We start from the raw sequence: 24,317 nt of genomic DNA, 5'->3' as shown, positions 1-24,317 counted from the left end.
CCACACCACCACCCGGTTCCGCCTCGACGACGCGGCACGGCCGTGGCACCGCCCGACCGGCCACGACGGCGGCGAGGTGCCGCGCCGGGCGGGGGTGAGTTCCTTCGGCTTCGGCGGCGTCAACGCCCATGTCGTCGTCGAGGAGTTCGAGCCCACGGAGACCGCCGGGCCCGACCGGTCCGGCCCCGAGGCGGCGGGCCCCCAGCTGTTCGTGCTGAGCGCCCTCACCGAGGAGCGGCTGCGGCGGTACGCGCAACTCCTGGCCGACGGCCTGGAGCGCGGCGCGTACCGTACCGCCGACGTCGCGCACACCCTGCGCGTGGGGCGGCCCGCCCTCACCGAGCGGCTGGCGGTGATCGCGGACACCCTGCCCGAGCTGGTGGCCCGGCTGCGCGCCTGGGCGGCGGGCTCCGGGCCGCGCGAACCGGAGGGCGTGGGCCCGCTGCGGGAGCTGGCGATCCGCTGGGTCCGCAACAAGGAGACCGACTGGTCGCGGCTGGAGGGCCCGGCCGGGCGGCGGGTGCCGCTGCCGACGTACCCGTTCGCCGAGGACCGGTACTGGCTGCCCGAGGCCGCCCCGCAGCGGGACACTCCCACGGCGACGCCCGAGCCCGTGCGGGAGCCCGAGCCCGCGCCCGAGGAGTCGGCACCCGCCGACGACACCTCCGAACTGGCCCTCGCCGTCCGGGAGCTGGTGGCGCAGGGAGTCGGTCTCGCACCGGAGGAGATCGACCCCGCCAAGGACTTCGCGGCGTACGGGATCGACTCGATCGTCGCGCTGCGGATCATGCAGCGGGTCCAGGCGCGGTTCGGTGAGGAGATCCCGATGGCGGCGATCTTCGAACAGTCCACGCTGGAACGCCTGGTGGCCCATATCGCCACCCTGACCCCGCGGCCCACGGCCCCGGCACCCGTCACCCCCGCCGCCCCGGCCCCGGAACCGGCCGCCTCCGCCGCCCCGGCCCCGGAACCGGCCACCACCGTCGCGCCGGAACCGGTCAGCGCCACGGCCCCCGAACGCCCGACGGCCCGGGTCGTCCCCTTCGTCCCGCACGGCACCGGCACCCCCGTGCACTGCCTGCCCGGCGACACCGGTGAACTCAGCTGGCTGACCCACGTCCAGACGGCCCTCTCCGACGACGGCCCCGTCCTCGGCGTCGAACCGCCCGGCTTCCGCACCAGCCTGACACCGCTGTCCTCGGTCGCGGAACTGGCGGACGCCGCCACCGCCGCGGTCCTCGCCGACCGGCCCGAGGGTCCCTACCGGCTGGCGGGCCAGGGCTGCGGCGCGGTCGTCGCCTTCGAGACGGCGCGCAGGCTCCTCGCCCGGGGACACCGGGTGGACGAACTCCTCCTCATCGGCGCCCCCGAGCCCGGCGAGCCCGTCCCCTCCGGCCTCGACGCGCTGACCGGCGCGTTCGGCACGGTCTGGGGCGCCCACCGGTGGCTCGGCGGGGACATCCCGGACGGTGCCGGAGACGGCGGGCACGCCGAGGCCGCCCGGGTGCTCACCGCCCACGCCGGCCCGCCGATGGGCGAGGCGACGCTCACCGACTGGCTCCGCGAGGCCCACGCCCACCGCACCGCGCTGCACACCGCCCTGGCGTCGTACACGCCCCGGCCGCTGTCCGGACCGGCCCGCGTCACCGTCGTACGGGCACTCCTGGACGGCCGTCCCACGACCGGTGACTGGGCGCGCTGGCTGGACGTGCCGCCGCGCACCGTCGAGCTGCCGAGCCGCCCCGACTACCTGGTCTCCGCCGGAGCCGCCGTGGACCTGCGCAGGCTGCGGCGACCGGAACCCGAACCGGCCCGCGAGGAACGGAAGTTCATCACCAGCATCAACCGGGCCGGGCACCGGCAGCGGTCGTACTGGATGCACCACATGTACGGCGACGTCAGCTACGGCCTGTACCTGTCGCGCTACCTCGGCGCCGAGTACCCGCTGCTCGGGGTCGAGCAGATCGACCTCGACGCCCGGCTGCACCGCTTCGACACCTTCCAGGAGATGTGCGCCGCGTACACCGCCGCGATCCGCGCCGACCACCCCGGCGGCCCCTTCACCCTGGCCGGTTCGTCGTTCGGCGGGGTCGTCGCCTTCGAGGTCGCCCGCCAGCTGATGCACCACGGCGAACGCGTCCACTCCCTCGTGATCGCCGACGGCATCATGCCGACCACGCCCGCCTGGGCCGGAGTCGACTGGTCCTCCCTCACCGACGACGAGTCGGAGAGCCTGCCGCTGATGATGCTCGGCAACGCCTACTGCCACCGCTGGAACATCACCGAGCTGGTCAGCCTGGAGTCGCTGCTCGGCAAGGACATCGACGAACAGCTGCGGCTGATCGCCCGGCACGTCGTCGGCAAGGCGGCGGCCAAGCTCGCCCACGACAACGTCCTGACGCTGCTGCGGCGCACCAACGACGCCTTCAACCAGAACGTCAGGCTGCTCACCGAGTACGCGCCGCAGCCGCTGCCGGAACCCGTCGACGTCACCTTCTTCCACGCCACCCAGGGCTTCGTCGGCGCCCGGAACCCGGCCGGGCTGCCCGCGATGCGGCGCCTGGACGGCGACCGCACCAACGGCTTCGGACGGTTCGTCGGCAAGCCGCTGCGCGTGCACGACGTGGACGCCGACCACTTCACCATCGTCCACGACGCGGGGCTGCGGACCATGGCCCGGCTGATGACCCCGGCGCTGGGCGGACCCCCCGCACCCGAGGCCGGTGACCTGATCCAGTGAGCGACCGGGAGGGCACCATGGAATTCAGCGTCTACTTCTTCGCGGCCAACGACGACCGGCCGTTCAGCGACCGCTACCGCTTCATCCTCGACGTCGCCCGGGCCATCGACCCGCTCGGCTTCAAGGCGATCTGGACACCGGAACGGCACTTCCAGGAGTTCGGCGGCAGCTTCCCCAACCCGTCCGTCCTCAGCGCCGCCCTCGCCGTCGCCACCGAACGGCTCGAACTGCGCGCGGGCAGCATCGTCCTGCCGCACCACCACCCGGTGCGGGTCGCCGAGGAGTGGGCGCTGGTCGACCAGCTCTCCGGCGGCCGTACCGCGCTGTGCGTGGCCACCGGCTGGCACAGCGGCGACTTCGTCTTCTACCCCGACAACTTCGAACGGCGCCGCGAGGTCGCCTTCGGCACCATCCCCGTCCTGCGCAGGCTGTGGGCAGGGGAGACCGTCGAGTTCCCCGGCCCCGGCGGGCGGATGCTGCCGGTGCGGACCTATCCGCGCCCGCACCGCGCCGAACTGCCGCTGTGGATCGTGCACTCCTCCAACCCGGCGACCTGGGTCACCGCAGGCGAACTCGGCACCAACGTCCTCGCCCTGGTGGACAGCTGGGAGCGCCTCGAAGGCAACATCGCCGCCTACCGCAAGGCCCGCGCGGAGGCGGGCCACGACCCGCGCACCGGCGTCGTGACCGTCGGCATGCACACCTACGTCGGCGACGACGAGGAAAAGGTGCGCGCCCTGGTCGCCGATCCCGTACGCCGCTACATCGACACCTTCCTCACCCAGAAGAGCAACGACGCCACCGCCAACGCCATGACCCCGGCCGAGAAGGAGGAACTGGCCAAGGTGGTCGCCGAGGACTTCTACGAACGCCGGTCCCTGCTCGGCACCGAGGAGAAGTGCGCGGCCGTGGTCCGCCGGGCGCGGGACACCGGCGTCGACGAGATCGCCTGCATGGTCGACTTCGGCCTGCCCTTCGCCACCGTGCTCGACGCCCTGCCCCGCCTGGACGCCCTGCGCGCCCGGTTCGCCGGACCGGCCGGAGTCGAGAGCCCCGCCCCGGCGAGCACGCACCCCCGCACCGCGCCGCCCGCGGGCCGGGTGCCCAGCGCGGCCCGCGCGGCGGCCTCGGCGGGAGCCGCGGACTCCCCGATGGCCTGGTACTACGACCGCTGATCCGCACACCACGGCACCCCAGAACCGGAAGGACGGACGAAGATGTCGCACACCGGGCCCACCGCGGAACGCGTCGGCGATTACTACGACAAGGGCGTCGACCTGTTCCCCCTGCTGTGGGACGAGAACATCCACATGGGCTACTGGACGGACGAGAGCGACGACTCCTCCGTCGCCGTCGCCACCGACCGGATGACCGGTCAGCTCATCGACCGGCTCGCGCCCCGGCCGGGGCAGCGCATCCTCGACGTCGGATGCGGCCTCGGCAAGCCCGCCGTCGCCCTGGCCACCGCCCACCCCGTGCACGTCGTCGGGGTGACCATCAGCGCCGACCAGGCGAAGCGGGCCACCGAACGGGCCCGGGGCACCGACGTCGAGGCGCGCGTGACGTTCCGGCACGGCGACGGGATGGCGCTGCCCTTCGAGGACGACTCCTTCGACGGGGCATGGGCGTTCGAGTCCCTGCTGCACATGGAGGACAAGCCCAGGGCGCTGCGCGAACTGGCCCGGGTGCTGCGCCCCGGCTCCCGCCTGGTGCTGGCGGACATGTACCACCGGCCGCGGGAGGGCATGGGCTTCGAGGGCTTCATGGCCACCCTCACCAGCATGGACGACTACCGCGAGCTGCTCGCCGACGCGGGCTTCAGCACGCTGGAGGCGCTCGACATCACCGCGCACACCGTGATTCCCGAGACCGCCTTCGCCGTCATGAAGGAGGCCATGCTGGCCCGCCGTGACGAGCTGGCCCCCATCACCGGCGAGGAGGCCTTCGAGGCCGCCATCGCCGCCGACCGCACCACACCGCCGTACACCTATGTGCTGATCACGGCACACCTCGGCTGACCGATCCCCGACCTCGACTCGCCCAGGAGGAACCTTGTCTTCAGACACCGCCACCGCAGTGAACCTGGTGGAGCTGCTCTTCGGGCCGGACCGCGACGCGGCCTTCGCCCGGCTGCTCGACGGGCCGGCGATCAGGCCCGCCACCTACTTCGACGGCAGCCAGGTGTGGCTGGTCACCCGCTACCACGACATTCTCGGCGTGCTCAGCGACAAGCGGTTCAGCAACGACATCACCAAGCAGTCCAAGTCGAACCTCACGGCGTCCATCGGGCTCCCCGAGGACGTCGCCCCCTACTTCCTGCACACCCTCGGCACCTACGACCCGCCGGACCACACCCGGCTGCGCAGGCTGCTCTCCCGGGAGTTCACGCCCCGGCGCGTCACCCAGCTCCGGCCGCGCATCCAGGAGATCACCGACGAACTGCTCGACTCCCTCGCCGCGGAGCCCGAGGCCGACCTGATCGACCGGTTCGCCAAGCCCCTGCCGGTCAGCGTCATCTGTGAACTGCTCGGCATCCCCGCCGACGACCGCTCCCGCTGGCTGGCCTGGTCCGAGGCGCTGATCAGCGGCGACCTGGAGAAGATCGCGGACGGCGCCCGCAACCTGGTCGCCTACCTCAAGGACCTGCTGGAGGAGAAGCGGAAGGCGCCCGGCGAGGACGTGCTGTCCGGTCTGATGCAGGCCCACAAGGACGGCGACCGGCTCAGCACCGAGGAACTCGTCTCGCTCTCCCTGAGCCTGCTCATCGGCGGCCACGACAACACCGTCAACCTGATCGCCAACGGCACCCTGATGCTGCTCACCCACCCCGGGCAACTGGCCCGGCTGCGCGCCGAACCCGACACCATGCCCACCGCCGTGGAGGAACTGTTCCGCTTCGCGGGCCCCGCCGACATCGGCGTGCTGCGCTACGCCCTGGAGCCGGTGGAGATCGGCGGGGTGACGATCCCGGCGGGCGACGCGGTGCAGGTCGTCTACGCGACGGGCAACCGGGACCCGCGCCGCTTCGAGGACCCCGACCGACTGGACCTGGCCCGTGTGGACAAGGCGCACCTGGGCCTGGGACACGGCATCCACCACTGCATCGGCGCGGCCCTCGCCAGGGCGGAGGGCGAGATCGCGCTCAGCCGTCTGATCACCCGTTTCCCGGACCTCGAACTCGCCGCCGACCCGGCGGGGTTCACCTGGAAACCGGCCACCTCCCGGGCGCTGGCCGCCCTGCCGGTCCGGCCCGGCACCCCGGCCTGACGGATGGCCGGGCCCAGGGACGAGGCGCGGGGCGCACCGGATCGTCCGGTGCGCCCCGCGCCTCGTCCCGGCGGCGGGCGGCGGTCAGCTGTTGATGTCGCGCCGGTTGAACCGGCTCGCCCCGACGGCCAGGCAGACGGCCGTCAGTACCACCAGGACGCCGTAGTCGGTCCACTGGAAGCCGTTCCGCAGCGGCTCCCCGCCGATGTAGTAGTGGAAGGGGGAGAGGTAGGCGAGCCAGTCGGCGCCGACCGGTTCGGCCATGGTGTGCAGGGCGTAGGTGACCACGGCGACGGCGGCGGTACCGGCGAGGACGACGGTGCGGCGGCCGGTGGCGGCGCCGAGGGCCACCGCGAGCGCGCCGAACGTGCTGGCGAGCAGGGCGAGGCCGAGGCACTGGGCGAGGAACTGCGCCGGGCTGATGCTGGTGAGTTCGGCGTTGCCGCGTACGGCGAGCAGGGCCAGCCAGACCACGAACGAGATGACGAAGGCGCCGGTGACCAGGTTGGCGAAGCGCTGGAGCATCAGCTGGGTGCGGGTGACCGGGTGGGCGAGCACCAGGTCGAGCTGCCCGGCCTCCTCGTCGCCCGCGGTGGCGCGGTGCCCGGCGGCGATGGCGTAGATCAGCAGCAGCAGCGGCAGGACCAGACCGAACTCGGCGGCGTTCAGATAGCCGGCGGCCGAGTTGTCGATGTTCATGGCGTCGCGCAGGTTCTGCGGGATGTTGTCGAGGTTGTTCTTCTGGCTGGGGTACGCGCTCGCGTAGGCCATGCCCATGAAGGCGCAGCCGATGACCCAGCCGACGAGGCTGCGGCGGCTGTCGCTGAGCGACTTCTGGTAGATGGCGGTGGCGGTGCTCATGACGGGGCGGTCCTTCCGGCGAGTGAGCCGTGGCTTGGGGGACGGGCGGGTGTGTCAGGAGGCTGCCTGGACCGCGTCGGGGCGGGGGGCGGCGTCGCCGCCCTCGTAGTACGCGTGGAAGAGGTCGTCGAGGGCCGGTTCGGTGACCCGCAGGCTGGTGACGGTGTGCGCGGCGAGCGCCTTGACCAGTCCGTCGGGGCTGCCGGAGAGCTGGCCGCTGAGGGTGGTGCCCGCACTGTCCAGGCTCAGCCGGGCGCCGCCGGGCACCTGGGCGAAGGCGTCGGCGGGCACCGGCGAGGCGAAGGTGACGTCGATGTCGCGGACGGCGTCGGCGCGCAGGTGGGCCACGGTGTCGAGGGCGACGAGGGCGCCGTCGCGGATGATGCCGACGCGGTCGGCGACGGCCTCCACCTCGCTCATGATGTGGCTGGACATGAAGACGGTCTGCCCGCCCGCCGCGGCCTCCTCGACCAGGGTGAGGAAGGTCTGCTGGGCCAGCGGGTCGAGTCCTGAGGTGGGCTCGTCCAGGATCAGCACCTCGGGGGTGTGCATCAGCGCCTGGACGAGGCCGACCTTCTGCCGGTTGCCCTTGGAGAGCTTCTTGATGCTGGTGCTCTGGTCCAGGCCGAGGCGCTCGGCGAGGTCGTCGATCCGCTCCTGGGGCACCCCGCCGCGCAGTGCGGCGAGGAAGCGCAGGTAGCCGCGGACGTTCTGACGGCCGTCGCAGACGAAGTCACCGGCCAGATAGCCCACGCGGCCGCGCAGTGCGACGCCGTCGGTGAGCGGATCGAGGCCGAGGACGGTGGCGGAGCCCGACGTGGGACGGATCAGGTCGAGCAGCAGCCTGATCGTGGTCGTCTTGCCGGCGCCGTTGGGTCCGAGGAAGCCGAAGACCTCACCGGCCCGCACGTCCAGCGTGAGGCCGGTCAGGCCGCGGCGGGTGCCGTATGTCTTGGTGAGCTTCCGAAGCTCGATCGCGTTCGTCATGATCCTGACCGTACTAAGCGTTCAGAGATCTGTAAAGGCAGAGAGATTTGCGAGCGATCGTTACACTGAAAGACGTGGACGCCGCCCCTCACCCACTGATTCCGGCACAAGGAGCACGCTTTGGAGCACAACGAGACAGAGACGGAGCTGCGTGCCATCGCGGAGAAGCTGGCGCTGTCGCTCTCCGAGGGAGGCATGCAGAAGACCATGGCACGGGTGATGACCGCGCTGCTGTTCACCCAGCAGCGGACGATGACCGCCGGTGACCTGTGCGAGGAACTCCAGATCAGCTCCGGCGCCGTCTCCGGTGCCGTCAAGCAGCTCATACTGACCAACATGATCGAGCGGGTCCCGGCCCCCGGCAGCCGCCGCGACCACTACCGGTTCCGCGAGAACGCCTGGGCCACCCTGCTCGGCAACCAGAACGCGGTCTTCACGGTCATGATGGAGGCCGCGTCCGAGGGCCTGAAGGTCGCCGACGTGGACAGTCCCGCCGGTCACCGCCTCGACGAGATGCAGGACTTCTACTCCTTCATGCGCCGGGAGATGACCGCCCTGATCGACACCTGGCGCGAGCGGTACGAGGAGAGCCGCATGGCCCGCCTGTCCTGAACCGGCGACGGAGACTCCCCGCGGACAGCGCGGGCGCGCTGGGGTCGTGCTGGGGTCGGCCCCCGAGGTGCCGTCGGCCGCTGCCGCACAGACTGGCCGCCAAGAGCTGACCGGGCCCGGCCTCCGCCCCCGCCCGTGTCGCGGACCCGGCCGGAGCCGAGACCGCGGACGTGGCGGCCGACGGCGGGGCGAGGCCGCGGACGTCCGCGTGGGAGGCGGTGGGAGCCCGCCCGGTCCGGCCGCCCGGGCAGGCACGGCCGACCGGAAGGAGTCTCCGCCTCATGACAACGACCGCCCACACCCCCTACGGGGTAGGCATCCGGGCCATCGGGGGCCATGTGCCCGAGCGTGTGGTGACCAACGCCGACCTGGAACAGCTGCTGGACACCACCGACGCCTGGATCGAGGAGCACATCGGCATCCGGGAGCGGCGCTGGTCGGCACCCGACGAACAGACCTCGGACCTGGGCGCCGCCGCCCTGCGCGACGCCTGCGCCCGCGCCGGGGTCACGCCCGACTCCATCGACCTGCTGATCTGCGGCACCTTCACCCCCGACCACATGCTGCCCGCCGCCGCGGTCGCCATCGGACGCAAGCTCGGCCTCACCGGCACCCCGGGGTTCGACGTCAACAGCGGCGGCTGCCCCGGCGGCACCTTCGCCCTCGACGTCGGCGCCAAGTACCTGCTGTCGGGCGGCTACCGCCGGATCGCGGTGGTGCTCGCGGACACCGTGACCAAGACCCTGGACCCCGAGGACCGCGCCACCGGCGTGATCTTCGGGGACGCCGCCGCCTGCTACCTGCTGGAACCCTGCGCCGTCGGCACCGGGGTGACCCCCGCCCTGCTGCGCAGCGACGCCCGCGCCTACGAGACCGCCTTCGTCAAGAGGGAACAGCGCGTCTGGTCCACCGACGGCCGCCCCAAGAAGTCGGGCTTCGGCGACAACTTCACGCACATGCACGGCCGTTCGGTGCGCGAGTTCGCGCTGGACATCATGCCGGGCTTCGTGCTGGAACTCCTGGAACACCACGGGATGACCACCGAGGACATCGACCTCCTCGTCTTCCACCAGGCCAACCACCACCTGCTGCGCATCCTCCGGGAGAAACTCGGCCTGCCCCCCGAGCGCACCGCCGAGAACGTCCGGCGGCTCGGCAACACCTCCGGCGCCGGGGTGCCGCTGGCGCTGCGGGACGCCCTGGACGAGGGCCGGGTCAAGGCCGGGGACACGGTCGTCCTCGCCTCCTTCGGCGCCGGGATGAGCCATGGCGGCACGGTCATCCGCTGGCCCGCCGAGAGCGACTTCCTGGACCCGGCCCGCTAGATGGTCATCACCGGGAAGGTCGCCCTCGTCGCGGGCGGCACCTCCGGGCTGGGACTCGCCGTGGCCGCGACCCTGCTCGCGGCGGGCGCCCGGGTCGTGGTGACGGGCCGCTCCGAGGAACGCGGCGCCAAGGCGCTGGCCCGGCTGGGCGACGGAGCCTCGTTCGTCGCCGGGGACATCAGCCGCCCCGCGGACGTCGCCGCGGCCGTGGCCCGGGCGCGGCACGACGGCGGACCGCACATCGCCGTCTGCTGCGCCGGAGCCACCGCCGCCGGACGCGTCGTGGGCCGGGCCGGTCCGCTGCCGCTCACCGAGTTCGAACGGATCGTACGGGTCAACCTGGTCGGCACCTTCGACCTGGTCCGCTCGGCCGCCGCCGCGATGGCCGGGGACGGCGACGGCCAGGAGGACCCCTCGGCCGACGAGGAGCGCGGGGTCATCGTGTGCACCTCCTCCATCGCCGCCTACGACGGACAGCGGGGGCAGGCCGCGTACGCGGCGTCCAAGGCCGGGATCGCCGGGATGACCCTGCCGCTCGCCCGTGACCTGGCCCGCCACCGGGTGCGGGTGGTGACGGTGGCGCCGGGTCTGTTCGACACCCCCATGCTCGCCGATCTGCCCGCCCGCGCCCGCGCCGCCCTGGCCACCGCCGCCCCGCACCCCGGACGGCTCGGCCGCCCCGAGGAGTTCGCCGCCCTCGTCCAGCACATCGTGGAGAACCCCATGATCAACGGCGAGGTGGTCCGTATCGACGGCGCCGCACGCCTCGGCAGCGGCCACTGACACCGGTGGCCCCAGGCCCCCCGACCCCGACACCGGGGTGCTGCCGGGGTCCGCCCCCGGGGCGCCCCCCGGCCGGCGCCACCCAGACTGGCGCGAGAACCCGACGACCGACGCGAGATGCCGACCGGAACGCCCAAGGCGCGGCACACCGAAGGAGAGAGACCACATGGCCGACCCGTCCGCAGCCCCGCCGCCGTTCTTCGCCGACGGTGGTCCCGCGCTGTACGCGTGGATGCGCAACGCCAGGGACAACACCCCGGTCATGTTCGACGAGGCGTCACAGTCCTGGAAGGTCTACCGCTACGAGGACGTCCACCGGGTGCTCTCCGACTGGCAGGTGTTCTCCAACGACATGTGCCGGATCATGCCCGAGCACGGCTTCACCCGGGGCAACCTCTCCACGATGGACCCGCCCGAGCACAAACAGCTCCGCGGGATCGTCGCCCAGGGCTTCACCCCTCGCACCCTGGCCGAACTCGCCCCGCGCATCGAGCGCATCGTCAAGGAACTCCTCGACGCCGTCGAGGACCGCACCGAGATCGACATCACCCGCGACCTGTCGTACCAGCTGCCGCTGAACGTCATCGCGGAACTGATCGGCGTACCCCGCGAGGACCGCGCCGTACTGCGCCGCACCGCCGACGCCCAGCTCGCCCTGACCTGCGAGAACCCCGCCGACGGAGACTTCGTCGTCGCCGTGCAGAAGGCGATGGGGGAACTCCAGGACTACCTGCGCCAGGACCTGGTGCCCGCCCGCCGCCAGGACCCCCGGGACGACCTCGTCAGCAAACTGGCCACCGCCACCCTCGAGGACCGCTCCCTCGACGAGGAGGAGGTCGTCAACTTCACCGTCCTGCTGCTGCTCGCGGGTCATCTGACGACCATGTCCCTGCTCGGCAACATGATGCTGACCCTCAGCGAGCACCCCGACCAGTTCGCCGAGGTCCGCGCCGACCGCGACCTGGTGCCCGGCGCCATCGAGGAGGTGCTCCGCTACCGCCCGCCCGTGCCCGAGGGCGGCCGGGTCACCAACGCCGACGTCGAACTCGGCGGTGTCGTCATCCCCGCCGACCGGATGGTGCTGACCTCGCTGATCTCCGCCAACCGCGACGAGCGCAAGTACCCCGACCCGGACCGCTTCGACATCCACCGCCTGCCCAACCCGCAACTCGCCTTCACCACCGGCATCCACTACTGCCTGGGCGCCCATCTGGCCCGCCTGGAAGCGAAGATCGCCCTCAACGCAGTCCTGGACCGCTACAGCGACCTCACCTTCACCGGGATGCAGTGGTACGAGTCGTACTCCCTGTGCAACCCCAGGCGCCTCACCTTCGAGGTGCGCCGCCCGTGACACCCTTCGAACGGTGGATCCTGCGCCCCAGGCCCGTCCCGGACGCCCCGCTGCGCCTGATCTGCGTGCCCTACGCCGGTGGCGGCCCCGCCGCCTACCACAGCTGGGCCGCCGAACTGCGGGACGGCGCCGAGCTGTGGCTGCTGCGACCGCCCGGCCGCGAGGCCCGGTTGCAGGAGCCGCTGCTGCACAGCGTCGACGAGATCGTCCAGGAGTCCGCGGCCGCCATCGCCGGTCACCTGGCCGAGCCGTTCGCCGTGTTCGGCTACAGCGTCGGGGCCTGGATCGCCTTCGAACTCGTACGGGAACTGCGGGACACGTACGGACTGCGGGCCGCGCACCTCGGTGTGGCGGCCCGGCCCGCCCCGCAGACCCCGCTGCACCACCCCGCCATGCACACCCTGCCCGACGACCTCTTCCTGGACGTCCTCGACCGCCGGTTCCGGGCCATCCCCCCGGTGATCCGCGACTCGCCCGAGATGAAGGCGCTCTACCTGCCCATCCTGCGGGCCGACACCACCGTCCTGGAGACCTACCGCTACCGCCCCGGACCGCCGCTGGACTGCCCCGTCTCGGCGTTCGGCGGCACCGAGGACCACGACTGCCGCCGGGAGGACCTGATGGCCTGGGGGGAGCGGACGACCGGCGAGTTCCGGCTGCGCATGCTGCCGGGCGGCCACTTCTTCCTGCACACCCGGCGGCAGGAGCTGCTCGACGCCCTCGCCACCGACCTGTTCCGCTGCCTGGTCCCCTGAGCCGCCCCGGCCCGCACCGACCGCCCCAGCCCTTGACTTCGCCCGACCGAGGGGAACACCCGCGATGACGTCCCAGACCGCACCCCCGCGACGACCGTTCCATGTGGACCGCGGCGTCTCGCTGCACGCATGGCTGCGGCACATGCGGGACCACGAACCGGTGTACTTCGACACCACCATGAACAGTTGGCGTGTGCTGCGGCACGCGGACGCGGTCCAGGTCTTCTCCGACTGGCAGGTCTTCTCCAACGACATGCACCGGGTGATGCCCGCGCAGGAGTTCAAGGACGGCAACCTGTCCGCGCTCGACCCGCCGGAGCACAAGAGCCTGCGCGGCCTGCTCAGCCAGGGCTTCACCCCGCGGATGCTGGCGCCGTTCGCCGGGCGCATCGAGAGCCTCGTGGTGGAGATCCTTGAGGAACTGGAGGAACAGGGCGAGTTCGACCTCGCCGCCGGGCTCGCCTACCAGCTGCCCCTGAACGTCATCTCCGAACTCCTCGGCGTGGACCGGGACGGCCGCGAGGTGCTCCGGCGCTGCTCCGACGCCCAGCTCACCCTCTCCACCGACGATCCCACCGACGACGCCTTCATCCAGAACCGGGAGAAGGCCATGCGGGAGATCCTCGACTACCTCCGCGACCACGCCCGCGAGCGCCGCACCAGGCCCCGCGACGACATGATCAGCCGTTTGGTGCACGCCGAGATGGACGGCCGCCGGCTCACCGAGACCGAGATCGTCAACTTCTCCGTCCTGCTGCTGCTCGCGGGCCATCTGACCACGATGGGACTGCTGGGCTCCATGGTGGCCTGCCTCGACGAGCACCCCGAGGCCCTCGCCGAGGTCCGGGCGGATCGCTCCCTGCTGGGCAACACCGTCGAGGAGGTGCTGCGCTACCTGCCGCCCGTCCCGGACGCCGGACGGGTCACCAACCAGGAGGTGACGCTGGGCGGGGCGGCCATCCCCGCCGACCAGTTCGTCCTGATCTCCCTCACCTCGGCCAACTGGGACGAGCGGGCCTACCCCGACCCCTCCCGGTTCGACATCCACCGCACCCCCAACCCGCAGCTCGCCTTCACCCACGGCATCCACGTCTGCCTGGGCGCCCATCTGGCCCGGCTGGAGGGGAAGGTCGCGCTGGACGTGCTGCTGAACCGCTACCGGACCTGGGAGGTGACCGGCGTCGACTGGTACGAGAACAACACGATCTGCGCCCCCAGGCGGCTGACCGTCGCCGTCCAGCGGCACACCTGAACCGGACGCCCGCCCGACCGAAAGGGAACGCGTACCCATGAAGCTCAACGGCATCTACCTCACCGGTGTGGGCGTCCACCTGCCCGAGCAGGTCCCGCTGGAGGACGCCGTCGCCCAGGGCGACTGCGACGAGGCCCAGCTGACCACCGGCTGGCGGGCGGCCCGGGTCGCGGGCACCATGCCAGCGCCGGACATGGCGATCGAGGCCGGGAAGCAGGCGCTGGCCCGTTCCGGACACGCCCCCGGCGACATCGACCTGCTGCTGCACACCTCCACCTCGCACCAGGGCCCGGACTCCTGGATGCCCCAGCACTACATCCTGCGCAACACCGTGGACCGGGAGGTCCCCGCCATCGGACTGCGGCAGGGCTGCGAGGGGTTCCTGGCCGGTGCCGAACTGGCCGCCTGCTATCTGATGGCGTCCCCCGACCGCACCGCCGCCATGATCACCACCGCCGACAACTTCGGCCACCCGCTGATCGACCGCTACCGCTCCCACCACGGCCTCGTCCTGGGCGACGGCGGCACGGCCGCGGTGCTGTCCAAGCGGGAGGGCTTCGCCGAGGTACTCGCCGTCAACTCCTTCTCCGTGCCCGCCCTGGAGGGCATGACCCGCGGCGACGAACCGCTCTTCCCGCCCGGCTGCACCGTCGGCCGCAAGATCACCCTGGAGCGGCAGGCCACCTCCCGGCCCGGCGACGTGACCCCGCAGGAGGCGGTGGTGATCGCCGGGAAGGTCGAGGCGGAGGCCGTGCGCCAGGTGCTCGACGACGCGGGCATCGAGATCGCGGACATCACCCGCGTCATCCACCCCGCCGCCGCCAACGAGCTGTACCTGGAGCACTTCCTCAAACCGCTGGGCGTCGGCCCCTCGCACGGCATGCTCGAGTTCGGCCGCTGGAACGGCCACATGGGCGCCAGCGACCTGCTCGCCGGGTTCGACCACCTGGTCGGCGCGGGCGAACTGCGCCCCGGCGACCACGTGATGATGTTCGCCGTCGGCCCCGGGATGGCCATGTCCTACGGCGTCATCCGCATCCTCGGGACACCCGGCTGGGCGACCTCCTGACGAGGGCGGGCGCCCTTGCCCCCGGAGCCGAGCCTCCGTAACCTGTAGCAGGTGAAAGCTGACTTTGGTCCTTACTCACTGCGCACCGGCTCACCGTCCGTCGAGACCTACCTCAGGTTGCGGGTGGTTTCGGGACTGAGCGCCAAGACGGTGCGGGCCGCTGAGGCGGGCCTGCCGAACACCTGGCACGGTGTGACGGTGCTGTGCGGGGACGAGCCGGTCGGGATGGGCCGGGTGATCGGCGACGGCGGCTGCTTCTTCCAGGTCGTCGACATCTGCGTAGCGCCCGAGCACCAGGGCCGGGGCCTGGGCAAGCGGATCATGGCGGAGCTGGTGGGGGAGCTGGAACGGCGGGCGCCGGACGGTGCCTATGTCTCGCTGATCGCCGACGGCGATGCCCGGTTCCTGTACGAGAAGTTCGGATTCCGGCAGACCGCCCCGGCGTCCGTCGGCATGCACCGCACCGTGTGACGGAGCCGCCCGCCGGGCGATCCCCTGCCGGGCCGCCCCGCCACAGTGGCCCGGTTCACATGGCGTGCGGAGGGCACCACCGACACCATGGTGGTCGTCACCGGCAGGCTGAAGGGATCCCGTATGTTCCGCAAGGTGCTGGTCGCCAACCGTGGCGAGATCGCGATTCGCGCGTTCCGCGCGGGCTATGAGCTGGGCGCGCGGACCGTCGCCGTCTTCCCCCACGAGGACCGCAACTCGCTGCACCGGCTCAAGGCCGACGAGGCCTACGAGATCGGCAGCCCGGGACATCCGGTGCGCGCGTACCTCTCCGTGGAGGAGATCGTCGGCGCGGCACGCCGGGCGGGAGCCGACGCCGTCTACCCCGGCTACGGCTTCCTCTCCGAGAACCCCGAGCTGGCCCGGGCCTGCCGCGAGGCCGGCATCACCTTCGTCGGCCCGGACGCCGAGATCCTGGAGCTGACCGGCAACAAGGCGAGCGCCGTGGCCGCCGCCCGCGAGGCCGGGGTGCCGGTCCTGGGCTCCTCGGCGCCCTCCACCGACGTCGACGAACTCGTCCGCGCCGCCGACGACATCGGCTTCCCCGTCTTCGTGAAGGCGGTCGCGGGCGGCGGCGGGCGCGGCATGCGGCGGGTGGAGAACCCGGCCCAGCTGCGGGAGTCCGTCGAGGCGGCGTCCCGCGAGGCGGCGTCCGCGTTCGGCGACCCCACCGTCTTCCTGGAGAAGGCGGTCGTCGAACCCCGCCACATCGAGGTGCAGATCCTCGCCGACGGCGCGGGCGAGGTCATCCACCTGTTCGAGCGGGACTGCTCGGTGCAGCGCCGCCACCAGAAGGTCATCGAGATCGCCCCCGCGCCCAACCTGGACCCGGAACTGCGCGAGCGGATCTGCGCCGACGCCGTACGGTTCGCACGGCGCATCGGCTACCGCAACGCGGGCACCGTCGAGTTCCTCGTCGACCGCGACGGCAACCACGTCTTCATCGAGATGAACCCGCGCATCCAGGTCGAGCACACGGTCACCGAGGAGGTCACCGACGTCGACCTGGTGCAGGCGCAGCTGCGGATCGCGGCGGGCGAGACGCTGGCCGACCTCGGGCTCGCCCAGGAGACGGTCACCCTGCGCGGCGCGGCCCTCCAGTGCCGTATCACCACCGAGGACCCCGCCAACGGCTTCCGTCCCGACACCGGGCGGATCAGCGCCTACCGGTCGCCCGGCGGCTCCGGCATCCGGCTGGACGGCGGCACCACCCACGCCGGTTCCGAGATCAGCGCGCACTTCGACTCCATGCTGGTCAAACTCTCCTGCCGGGGACGGGACTTCACCACCGCCGTCAACCGCGCCCGGCGCGCGGTCGCGGAGTTCCGCATCCGCGGTGTGGCCACGAACATCCCGTTCCTCCAGGCCGTCCTCGACGACCCGGACTTCCAGGCCGGCCGGGTCACCACCTCCTTCATCGAGCAGCGCCCGCACCTGCTCACCGCCCGGCACTCCGCCGACCGCGGCACCAAGCTGCTGACCTACCTCGCCGACGTCACGGTGAACAAGCCGCACGGCGAACGCCCGGCGCTCATCGACCCGTTGACCAAGCTGCCACCGCTGCCCGCCGGTGAACCCCCGGCCGGCTCCCGGCAGCGGCTCACCGAACTCGGCCCCGAAGGCTTCGCCCGCTGGCTGCGCGACTCGCCCGGGGTCGCCGTCACCGACACCACCTTCCGCGACGCCCACCAGTCGCTGCTCGCCACCCGGGTGCGCACCAAGGACATGCTCGCCGTCGCCCCCGTGGTCGCCCGCACCCTGCCGGGCCTGCTGTCCCTGGAGTGCTGGGGCGGCGCCACCTACGACGTCGCCCTGCGCTTCCTCGCCGAGGACCCCTGGGAGCGGCTGGCCGCCCTGCGGGAGGCCGTGCCCAACCTCTGCCTCCAGATGCTGCTGCGCGGCCGCAACACCGTCGGCTACACGCCCTACCCGACCGAGGTCACCCACGCCTTCGTCGAGGAGGCCGCGGCCACCGGCATCGACATCTTCCGGATCTTCGACGCCCTCAACGACGTCGGCCAGATGCGCCCCGCCATCGACGCCGTACGGGAGACCGGCACCGCCGTCGCGGAGGTGGCCCTGTGCTACACCGCCGACCTGTCCGACCCCGCCGAACGGCTCTACACCCTCGACTACTACCTGCGCCTCGCCGAGCAGATCGTCGAGGCGGGCGCCCACGTCCTGGCCGTGAAGGACATGGCGGGCCTGCTGCGGGCACCGGCCGCCGCGAAGCTGATCCCCGCGCTGCGCCGGGAGTTCGGCCTGCCGGTCCACCTGCACACCCATGACACCGCGGGCGGCCAGCTCGCCACCTACCTCGCCGCGATCCAGTCCGGCGTCGACGCGGTGGACGGCGCGGTGGCGTCCATGGCGGGCACCACCTCGCAGCCGTCGCTGTCGGCGATCGTCGCCGCGACCGACCACTCCGACCGGCCCACCGGCCTCGACCTCCAGGCCGTCGGCGACCTGGAGCCGTACTGGGAGAGCGTCCGCAAGGTGTACGCCCCCTTCGAGGCGGGCCTGTCCGCGCCGACCGGGCGCGTCTACCACCACGAGATCCCCGGCGGGCAGCTGTCCAACCTGCGCACCCAGGCGATCGCCCTCGGTCTCGGCGACCGCTTCGAGGACATCGAGGCGATGTACGCCGCCGCCGACCGGATGCTCGGCCGCCTGGTGAAGGTCACCCCGTCCTCGAAGGTGGTCGGTGACCTGGCACTGCACCTGGTGGGCGCCGGGGTCGCCCCCGAGGACTTCGAGACGAGGCCGGACAGCTACGACATCCCCGACTCCGTGATCGGGTTCCTCCGCGGTGAGCTGGGCACCCCGCCCGGCGGCTGGCCGGAGCCGCTGCGCGGCAAGGCGCTGCGCGGACGCGCCGACGCCAAGCCGGTGCGGGAGCTGACCGCCGACGACCGGGAAGGGCTCGCCAAGGACCGCCGGGCGACCCTCAACCGGCTGCTGTTCCCCGGCCCGAGCCGGGAGTTCGACACCCACCGCCAGTCCTACGGCGACACCAGCGTCCTGGACAGCAAGGACTTCTTCTACGGGCTGCGCCCCGGCCAGGAGTACGCCATCGACCTCGAACCCGGCGTACGGCTGCTGATCGAGCTCCAGGCGGTCGGCGAGGCCGACGAGCGCGGCATGCGCACGGTCATGTCCTCCCTCAACGGCCAGCTGCGGCCCATCTCCGTCCGTGACCGGGCGGCCGCCGCCGACATCCCGGTCACCGAGAAGGCCGACCGCGCCAACCCGGGCCATGTGCCCGCGCCGTTCGCCGGGGTGGTGACCCTGGCGGTCGCGGAGGGCGACGAGGTGGCGGCCGGTGCCACCGTGGCGACCATCGAGGCGATGAAGATGGAGGCCTCCATCACCGCCCCGAAGGCGGGCCGGGTGTCGCGCCTCGCCGTCAGCCGCTTCCAGCAGGTGGAGGGCGGCGACCTGCTGGTGGAACTGGCCTGACCCCTTTCGCGCCGCCGGGCGGACCGTGACATCGTGGGGCCATGACCTTCGACGTCCGCCCGGCCTCCGTCTTCGAGGACGTCCGCGCCGTGATCGGCCCCAAGTCGCCCACGGCGACGGTCTGCTGGTGCCTGAGCTACCGCATCCCCGCCAAGCTGAACAACGAGCTGCGCGGCCCGGCGCGCGGGGAGCACGTCGCCGGGCTGTGCCGCGCCGACCCCGCGCCGGGCGTGCTCGCCTACGACGGTGAAGTGCCGGTCGGCTGGGCCGCCGTGGCGCCCCGGTCCGAGACGTCCTTCGCGCGCAGCCGCAAGATCCCGCACGTGGACGAGCTGCCGGTGTGGTCGCTGTGGTGCCTGCGGGTGCGTCCCGGGCACCGCGGGGAGGGCGTCACCCACGCCCTGATCGCCGGTGCGGTGGAGTTCGCCCGGGACCATGGCGCACCCGCGGTCGAGGCCTATCCTCTGGACAGCGGGGATGCCAAGGTGGACACCACGATGGCGTACGCCGGTATCCGGCGGAACTTCGAACGCGCCGGGTTCGTCCATGCCGCCGACACCACCTCGGTGCTGGCCGGTCACCCTCGTGTTCTGATGCGGCTGGAGCTGCGTCGGTCCTAGCGACGACAGAAGATCGACCGTAGAAGTCAGCGCAACGTGAGTCATTATCTTGCGGAATTTGCGCTAGTCTTGCGCGCATGACGCGACGACTTGCTCAAGTGGCCCGGAAAGTGGGCGTCAGCGAGGCCACGGTCAGCCGGGTCCTCAACGGCAAGCCCGGAGTCTCCGAGGCGACGCGCCAGTCCGTGCTCACGGCCCTGGACGTCCTCGGCTACGAGCGGCCCACCCAGCTGCGCGGCGAGCGCGCCCGCCTGGTGGGTCTGGTGCTGCCCGAGTTGCAGAACCCCATCTTCCCGGCGTTCGCCGAGGTCATCGGCGGCGCGCTGGCCCAGCAGGGGCTGACCCCGGTGCTGTGCACCCAGACCAAGGGCGGCGTCTCCGAGGCCGACTACGTGGAGCTGCTGCTCCAGCAGCAGGTCTCCGGGGTGGTCTTCGCCGGGGGCCTGTTCGCGCAAGCCGACGCGCCGCACGACCACTACCGGCAGCTGGCGGAGCGCGACATCCCGGTGGTGCTGATCAACGCCTCCATCGACGGTCTGGACTTCCCCTGTGTGGCCTGCGACGACGCGGTCGCCGTGGAGCAGGCCTGGCGTCACCTCACCTCGCTGGGGCACGAGCGCATCGGGCTGATCCTCGGCCCGAGCGACCATGTGCCCTCCAACCGCAAGCTGGAGGCCGCCCGCGCGGTGGCGGAGTCCGTGGGTACCCCGCTGCCGGAGGAGTTCGTCGTGCGGTCGATGTTCTCGCTGGAGGGCGGCCAGGCCACGGCCGCCCGTCTGCTGGACCGCGGCGTCACCGGCATCGTCTGCGCCAGCGACCCCCTCGCCCTCGGCGCCATCCGGGCCGTGCGCAGGCGCGGTCTCTCCGTCCCCGCGGACGTGTCCGTCGTGGGGTTCGACGACTCCGCGTTCATGAACTGCACCGAGCCCCCGCTGTCCACTGTCCGGCAGCCGATCGAGGCGATGGGCCGCGCGGCCGTCGAACTGCTCTGCGCCCAGCTCCAGGGCACCCGGACGCACCCCGGTGAGCTGCTCTTCGAGCCCGAGCTGGTGCTGCGTGGCTCGACCACCCAGCCGCCCACCGTCTGACCCTCTTCGCCAGGCCCCGACACCGAGGTCGCCGCACGCGCGGTGCCGGTGCCGGGGCCTTCGCCATGTCGCCCCTGTTGACAAAGTGGTGACCTGGTAGAAATCTGTGCCCTCGGTCACGTAAAAGATTGATGAAATCACTCAATTCCTCGGCGATCCGTCGACGATTCGTGGAGAGGGTTGTATGAGTGGAAACCATCGGCGACGACGAGTGATCGTCGCGATGCTGATAGCGGGGCTGATCGCGGTGGGCCTGCTGCCCGTGGGCGCGCACGCCGCGGACGCCGGAGCGGACGCCGTCACCAACGTCGCGCTCGGCAGACCCGCCACCGCGGGGGGCGCCCACGGCGGCTACCCGGCGGGGAACGTCAGCGACGGCAGCCAGCAGTCCTACTGGGAGGGCCCCACGGGCGCGTTCCCCCAGTGGGTCCAGATCGACCTCGGCGCCGACGTCGACGTCGAGCGGGTGGTGCTCAAGCTCCCCGCGTCCTGGGAGGCACGCACCCAGACCCTCGGCGTTCTCGGCAGCACCGACGGCAACGGCTTCAGCACCCTCGCCGCCCCGGCCGCACGGACGTTCACCCCGTCCCAGGCCAACACGGTGAGCCTCGGCCTCGACGGCGCCACCACCCGGTACGTGCGCGTGCAGGTCACCACCAACACCGGCTGGAACGCCGCCCAATTGTCGGAGCTGGAGGTCTACGGCGAGAGCGGCTCGTCCGAGCCACCGGTGGAGGGCACCAACCTGGCCCGCGGCAAACCGATCGAGGCGACCTCGACGACCCAGGACTACGTCGCCACGAACGCCAACGACGACAACACGGGCACCTACTGGGAGTCCTCGGGCTTCCCGGCCGGCCTGACCGTGAAGCTCGGCGCCAACGCCGATGTCGCCGCCGTCGTCGTGAAGCTGAACCCGGACCAGATCTGGGGCCCGCGCACCCAGTCCCTCCAGGTGCTCGGCCGTGAGCAGTCCGCCTCCGCCTTCACCTCCCTGAAGGCGCGCGCCGACTACGCCTTCAGCCCGTCCAACGGCCAGAACACCGTCACCATCCCGGTGACCGGCCGCTACGCCGACCTGAGGCTCACCTTCTTCTCCAACAGCGGCGCCCCCGGCGCCCAGGTCGCCGAGTTCCAGGTGGTGGGCACCGCGGCGCCCAACCCCGACCTCACCGTCACCGGGCTGGCCTGGACCCCGGCACAGCCGTCCGAGACGGACACGGTGACCGTCGAGGCCACGGTCCGCAACGCGGGCAGCGCCGCCTCCCCCGCGACCACCGTGAACGTCGGCCTGGAGGGCACCGTCGCCGGTTCCGCCCCGGTGGGGGCGCTGGAGCCGGGCGCCTCGACGACGGTGCGGGTCCCCGTCGGCAAGCACCCGACGGGCTCGTACACCGTGTCGGCGGTCGTCGACCCCACGGACACCGTCACCGAGCAGGACGACACCAACAACAGCCGCACCGCGGCCACGAAACTGGTCGTCAGCCAGAGCCCCGGCCCCGACCTGCGGGTCACCGGCATCACCGCCGACCCGGCCGCCCCCGCGGTCGGCGCGGACGTGTCCTTCACCGTCACCGTGCACAACCGCGGCACCACCGGCGTCCCGGCGGGCACCGTCACCCGGCTGACCGTGGGCACCACCACCCTCGACGGCACCACCGGCGCGATCGCCGCGGGCCAGAGCGCCACCGTCGCCATCACCGGCACCTGGCGGGCCACCAGCGGCGGCGCCACCCTCACCGCCACCGCCGACGCCACCGGGCAGGTCGCCGAGACCGACGAGAACAACAACCACTTCGCCCGCTCCATCGTCGTGGGACGCGGCGCGGCCGTCCCGTACACCGAGCACGAGGCGGAGGACGCCCGCTACGACGGCACCCTGCTCACCGCCGACCGCAAGCGCACCTTCGGGCACACCAACTTCGCCACCGAGTCCTCCGGCCGCCAGTCCGTGCGCCTGACCTCCACCGGCCAGTTCGTCGAGTTCACCTCGACCAGCGCCGCCAACTCCATCGTCGTACGCAACTCCATACCGGACTCCGCGAGCGGCGGCGGCACCGAGGCCACCCTCAGCCTCTACGTCGACGGCACCTTCCAGCGGAAGCTGACCCTGTCGTCGAAGCACAGCTGGCTGTACGGCAACACCGACAGCCCCGAGGGCCTGACCAACACGCCCGGCGGCGACGCGCGGCGGCTGTTCGACGAGTCGCACGCCCTGCTGGGGCAGACCTACCCGGCCGGTACCAGGTTCCGGCTCCAGCGGGACGCGGATGACCGGGCCGCCTTCTACATCGTCGACCTGATCGACCTGGAGCAGGTGGCGCCCCCGGCGGCCAAGCCCGCCCACTGCACCTCCATCACCCAGTACGGCGCGGTGCCGGGTGACGGCATCGACGACACCGACGCCATCCAGCGCGCGGTCACCGCCGACCAGAAGGGCGAGATCGAGTGCGTGTGGATCCCGGCCGGACAGTGGCGGCAGGAGCAGAAGATCCTCACCGACGACCCGCAGAACCGGGGCGACCACAACCAGGTCGGCATCCGGGACGTCACCATCCGGGGCGCGGGCATGTGGCACTCCCAGCTGTACACGCTGACACCACCGCACCAGGCGGGCGGCATCAACCACCCGCACGAGGGCAACTTCGGCTTCGACATCGACGACAACACCCGGATCTCCGACATCGCCATCTTCGGCTCCGGCACCATCCGCGGCGGTGACGGCAACGCCGAGGGCGGCGTCGGCCTCAACGGCCGCTTCGGCAAGGACACCAGGATCAGCAACGTGTGGATCGAGCACGCCAACGTCGGCGTCTGGGTCGGCCGGGACTACTCCAACATCCCCGAGCTGTGGAACCCGGGCGACGGCCTGGAGTTCACCGGCATGCGCATCCGCAACACCTACGCCGACGGCATCAACTTCGCCAACGGCACCCGCAACTCGACCGTGTACAACTCGTCCTTCCGCAACACCGGGGACGACGCGCTGGCCGTGTGGGCGAGCCGCTACGTCAAGGACACCTCCGTCGACATCGGCCACGACAACCACTTCCGCAACAACACCGTCCAACTGCCCTGGCGGGCCAACGGGATCGCGGTGTACGGCGGTTACGGCAACACCATCGAGAACAACATCGTCGCCGACACCATGAACTACCCCGGCATCATGCTGGCCACGGACCACGACCCGCTGCCGTTCTCCGGGCAGACGCTCATCGCGAACAACGCCCTGCACCGCACGGGCGGCGCGTTCTGGGGAGAGGCGCAGGAGTTCGGTGCCATCACCCTGTTCGCCGCCGGGCAGGACATCCCCGGCGTCACCATCAGGGACACCGACATCCATGACTCGACGTACGACGGCATCCAGTTCAAGAGCGGCGGCGGGGCTGTGCCCGGCGTCCGGATCAGCGACGTACGCATCCAGAACTCGGTCAACGGCTCCGGCATCCTCGCCATGGGCGGCGCGCGCGGCAGTGCCACGCTCACCAACGTGGCGATCTCCGGCTCCGCGGAAGGGGACATCGTGGTGGAGCCCGGCTCACAGTTCGTGATCAACCAGGGCTGACACGCCCCTGCCCGACGGCGGCCCGCGCGAGGCGGGCCGCCGTACCGGTGCAACTCTCTCAGCGATCCATGCA

General features: G+C 72.0%; 18 protein-coding genes. 16 read left to right on the top strand and 2 right to left on the bottom strand.

Annotated elements, in window-relative coordinates; translation table 11 throughout:
• The 4 genes from KBY47_RS09985 to KBY47_RS09970 all read left to right on the top strand — a co-directional run.
• A partial coding sequence (locus KBY47_RS09985; RefSeq protein WP_247694448.1) for a thioesterase domain-containing protein occupies positions 1-2,740 on the top strand: 2,740 nt, incomplete at its 5' end.
• Between the two features lie 17 nt (positions 2,741-2,757).
• Complete coding sequence (locus KBY47_RS09980) at positions 2,758-3,915, top strand: MupA/Atu3671 family FMN-dependent luciferase-like monooxygenase (RefSeq protein ID WP_210920634.1); 1,158 nt, start codon at positions 2,758-2,760, stop codon at positions 3,913-3,915.
• A 42-nt stretch (positions 3,916-3,957) separates the two neighbouring features.
• Positions 3,958-4,758, top strand: a complete 801-nt coding sequence (locus KBY47_RS09975) for a cyclopropane-fatty-acyl-phospholipid synthase family protein (protein ID WP_210920633.1) — start codon at positions 3,958-3,960, stop codon at positions 4,756-4,758.
• 34 nt (positions 4,759-4,792) lie between these two features.
• On the top strand, positions 4,793-6,007 hold the full coding sequence (locus KBY47_RS09970) for a cytochrome P450 (protein WP_210920632.1): 1,215 nt from the start codon (positions 4,793-4,795) through the stop codon (positions 6,005-6,007).
• Positions 6,008-6,091: 84 nt separating this feature from the next.
• Here the strand turns inward: KBY47_RS09970 and KBY47_RS09965 are convergent, their stop codons facing one another.
• Both KBY47_RS09965 and KBY47_RS09960 read right to left on the bottom strand, forming a co-directional pair.
• On the bottom strand, positions 6,092-6,868 hold the full coding sequence (locus KBY47_RS09965; protein ID WP_210920631.1) for an ABC transporter permease subunit: 777 nt from the start codon (positions 6,866-6,868) through the stop codon (positions 6,092-6,094).
• Positions 6,869-6,922: 54 nt separating this feature from the next.
• The gene (locus tag KBY47_RS09960; RefSeq protein ID WP_210920630.1) at positions 6,923-7,855 is read right to left on the bottom strand and encodes an ABC transporter ATP-binding protein; all 933 of its coding nucleotides are present in this window, start codon (positions 7,853-7,855) and stop codon (positions 6,923-6,925) included.
• 120 nt (positions 7,856-7,975) lie between these two features.
• Here KBY47_RS09960 and KBY47_RS09955 point away from each other — a divergent pair, with 120 nt between their 5' ends.
• The 12 genes from KBY47_RS09955 to KBY47_RS09900 all read left to right on the top strand — a co-directional run bounded on the left by KBY47_RS09955 (position 7,976) and on the right by KBY47_RS09900 (position 24,244).
• The gene (locus tag KBY47_RS09955; protein WP_247694447.1) at positions 7,976-8,467 is read left to right on the top strand and encodes a GbsR/MarR family transcriptional regulator; all 492 of its coding nucleotides are present in this window, start codon (positions 7,976-7,978) and stop codon (positions 8,465-8,467) included.
• A 281-nt stretch (positions 8,468-8,748) separates the two neighbouring features.
• The gene (locus tag KBY47_RS09950) at positions 8,749-9,792 is read left to right on the top strand and encodes a 3-oxoacyl-ACP synthase III family protein (protein WP_210920629.1); all 1,044 of its coding nucleotides are present in this window, start codon (positions 8,749-8,751) and stop codon (positions 9,790-9,792) included.
• Entirely contained in the window at positions 9,793-10,575 is a 783-nt protein-coding gene (locus KBY47_RS09945) for an SDR family NAD(P)-dependent oxidoreductase (protein ID WP_210920628.1), read from the top strand.
• A 166-nt stretch (positions 10,576-10,741) separates the two neighbouring features.
• Positions 10,742-11,926 carry a cytochrome P450 gene (locus KBY47_RS09940; RefSeq protein ID WP_210920627.1) on the top strand — a complete coding sequence of 395 codons (1,185 nt, stop codon included), beginning with the start codon at positions 10,742-10,744 and terminating at the stop codon, positions 11,924-11,926.
• Positions 11,923-12,681, top strand: a complete 759-nt coding sequence (locus tag KBY47_RS09935; protein WP_210920626.1) for a thioesterase II family protein — start codon at positions 11,923-11,925, stop codon at positions 12,679-12,681. Before KBY47_RS09940 ends, KBY47_RS09935 begins: the two co-directional genes overlap by 4 nt.
• Before the next feature lie 64 nt (positions 12,682-12,745).
• Positions 12,746-13,933, top strand: a complete 1,188-nt coding sequence (locus KBY47_RS09930; protein ID WP_210920625.1) for a cytochrome P450 — start codon at positions 12,746-12,748, stop codon at positions 13,931-13,933.
• A gap of 37 nt (positions 13,934-13,970) precedes the next feature.
• Positions 13,971-15,002 (top strand): ketoacyl-ACP synthase III family protein, encoded by a 1,032-nt coding sequence (locus KBY47_RS09925; protein WP_210920624.1) that lies wholly within the window; start codon positions 13,971-13,973, stop codon positions 15,000-15,002.
• Between the two features lie 51 nt (positions 15,003-15,053).
• Positions 15,054-15,473 (top strand): GNAT family N-acetyltransferase, encoded by a 420-nt coding sequence (locus KBY47_RS09920; protein WP_210920623.1) that lies wholly within the window; start codon positions 15,054-15,056, stop codon positions 15,471-15,473.
• Between the two features lie 123 nt (positions 15,474-15,596).
• Positions 15,597-18,971, top strand: a complete 3,375-nt coding sequence (locus KBY47_RS09915) for a pyruvate carboxylase (protein ID WP_210920622.1) — start codon at positions 15,597-15,599, stop codon at positions 18,969-18,971.
• A 41-nt stretch (positions 18,972-19,012) separates the two neighbouring features.
• Positions 19,013-19,591 carry a GNAT family N-acetyltransferase gene (locus KBY47_RS09910; RefSeq protein WP_210920621.1) on the top strand — a complete coding sequence of 193 codons (579 nt, stop codon included), beginning with the start codon at positions 19,013-19,015 and terminating at the stop codon, positions 19,589-19,591.
• A gap of 77 nt (positions 19,592-19,668) precedes the next feature.
• Positions 19,669-20,679, top strand: coding sequence for a LacI family DNA-binding transcriptional regulator (locus KBY47_RS09905; RefSeq protein ID WP_210920620.1), 1,011 nt, complete (start codon positions 19,669-19,671; stop codon positions 20,677-20,679).
• 184 nt (positions 20,680-20,863) lie between these two features.
• Positions 20,864-24,244, top strand: coding sequence for a CARDB domain-containing protein (locus tag KBY47_RS09900; RefSeq protein ID WP_210920619.1), 3,381 nt, complete (start codon positions 20,864-20,866; stop codon positions 24,242-24,244).
• Positions 24,245-24,317 lie beyond the last annotated feature (73 nt).

Source organism: Streptomyces sp. B93, from assembly GCF_018070565.1.
Lineage (GTDB): Bacteria > Actinomycetota > Actinomycetes > Streptomycetales > Streptomycetaceae > Streptomyces.
This window is presented reverse-complemented; position numbering and strand designations above follow the sequence as displayed.

Coding starts and splice junctions, on each gene's coding strand:
- KBY47_RS09915 (WP_210920622.1), top strand. CDS start 15,597: ATGTTCCGCAAGGTGCTGGTCGCCAACCGTGGCGAGATCGCGATTCGC.
- KBY47_RS09945 (WP_210920628.1), top strand. CDS start 9,793: ATGGTCATCACCGGGAAGGTCGCCCTCGTCGCGGGCGGCACCTCCGGG.
- KBY47_RS09940 (WP_210920627.1), top strand. CDS start 10,742: ATGGCCGACCCGTCCGCAGCCCCGCCGCCGTTCTTCGCCGACGGTGGT.
- KBY47_RS09960 (WP_210920630.1), bottom strand. CDS start 7,855: ATGACGAACGCGATCGAGCTTCGGAAGCTCACCAAGACATACGGCACC.
- KBY47_RS09975 (WP_210920633.1), top strand. CDS start 3,958: ATGTCGCACACCGGGCCCACCGCGGAACGCGTCGGCGATTACTACGAC.
- KBY47_RS09930 (WP_210920625.1), top strand. CDS start 12,746: ATGACGTCCCAGACCGCACCCCCGCGACGACCGTTCCATGTGGACCGC.
- KBY47_RS09950 (WP_210920629.1), top strand. CDS start 8,749: ATGACAACGACCGCCCACACCCCCTACGGGGTAGGCATCCGGGCCATC.
- KBY47_RS09910 (WP_210920621.1), top strand. CDS start 19,013: ATGACCTTCGACGTCCGCCCGGCCTCCGTCTTCGAGGACGTCCGCGCC.
- KBY47_RS09980 (WP_210920634.1), top strand. CDS start 2,758: ATGGAATTCAGCGTCTACTTCTTCGCGGCCAACGACGACCGGCCGTTC.
- KBY47_RS09905 (WP_210920620.1), top strand. CDS start 19,669: ATGACGCGACGACTTGCTCAAGTGGCCCGGAAAGTGGGCGTCAGCGAG.
- KBY47_RS09965 (WP_210920631.1), bottom strand. CDS start 6,868: ATGAGCACCGCCACCGCCATCTACCAGAAGTCGCTCAGCGACAGCCGC.
- KBY47_RS09900 (WP_210920619.1), top strand. CDS start 20,864: ATGAGTGGAAACCATCGGCGACGACGAGTGATCGTCGCGATGCTGATA.
- KBY47_RS09925 (WP_210920624.1), top strand. CDS start 13,971: ATGAAGCTCAACGGCATCTACCTCACCGGTGTGGGCGTCCACCTGCCC.